Origin of the sequence: Pseudoalteromonas sp. Z9A6, from assembly GCF_011378805.1 — a bacterium.
GTDB lineage: Bacteria > Pseudomonadota > Gammaproteobacteria > Enterobacterales > Alteromonadaceae > Pseudoalteromonas > Pseudoalteromonas distincta.
In genome coordinates this window covers 1-1,064 of sequence record NZ_WTKZ01000126.1, presented here as the reverse complement: position 1 = coordinate 1,064, position 1,064 = coordinate 1, and the positions used below count along the sequence as shown (strand labels likewise).

1 protein-coding gene is annotated in these 1,064 nt (G+C 36.9%); it reads left to right on the top strand.

The features are described 5' to 3' along the window. Positions 1-127 precede the first annotated feature (127 nt). Complete coding sequence (locus GQR53_RS20470) at positions 128-988, top strand: delta-class carbonic anhydrase (RefSeq protein WP_033013576.1); 861 nt, start codon at positions 128-130, stop codon at positions 986-988. Positions 989-1,064 lie beyond the last annotated feature (76 nt).

Genomic DNA, 1,064 nt, shown 5'->3' with positions numbered 1-1,064 from the left:
CTAAAAAAGATCCTTAGAAAATAATTTGTCTTGGTGAATAGTTACATTTATTTTAGGATTATTTGACAAAAAGCAAGATCTGTTAACTTAATTGTTATGCAAAATATAATTTAAAGGCACTGACTCAATGACAATCAAAACACAAATAAGTGTAATTTCTGCTGTAATCACCATCCTGTCTTTTAATACACTAGCTAAAGCTAACCACGAAATAGTAAATGACGACATAATAAAAATACAGCGTGCAGCGCTTGCTAAAAACACCGCTAATAAAGGTTTTGGGCCACAATCACCACGCAATATTGATAATTATAAAGGCGAAAACACGGCAGTTTTCTCTCATGCCCCAACTTCATCAAATATGAACTTATGTAATATACACTTTCATAAAAATGCTGAACATGCCGGTGGCGAATTTAGCAAATATGCAGGAAATGGTAATGGAAAAGGTTTTCATAGTGGCTACTTATATTCAGGCTCTTTAACTAAAGGTGAAAGTAAACCAGCAAAAATTGAAATTTGTCCAAGCGAACACGGCGCACTCTCAGTCGGCGACACTATTGAAGTTCACAATGTTCATAGCAGTGCAATGGTTAAACCTGGCCCTACACTGGGTAGTTGTTTGAGTGATTCGATTAAAAATCCGCAACTACGTGTTGAAGCTCAAGTATATGTATTAGTAAACGATGCTAACGCACTTGATTTTGCTCAAATAAGTAACGTGTCATCGGTTAATGGCTATTACCAAGCAGCGAATGCACTTACTAATACTGGTGAAGCAGTTATTTATACCGGCTCTACCACTGGCCCTGGTTACAATGAGGCAGGCTCTCCTTTCCAAGTAACATGGTCAGTTAAACCAAAAGTAGCAAAGGTTGATATAAACAGTGTTGGTAAATGGTGTGAAAGTAACGCCTTTGATGAAGATCATGCCCACGGCGTACGCAATCTCGTAATAAATCCTGCACTACTCTCTAAAATCAAATAATTAAAATTTAGCCAAATAAACACAACCCACTAATTAGCTGTCTCTTGATCACAAGTCTGACTCAAGAGATTTTGCT

Excerpts from the sequence above, each read along its gene's own strand:
- GQR53_RS20470 (WP_033013576.1), top strand. The coding sequence starts at position 128 with ATGACAATCAAAACACAAATAAGTGTAATTTCTGCTGTAATCACCATC.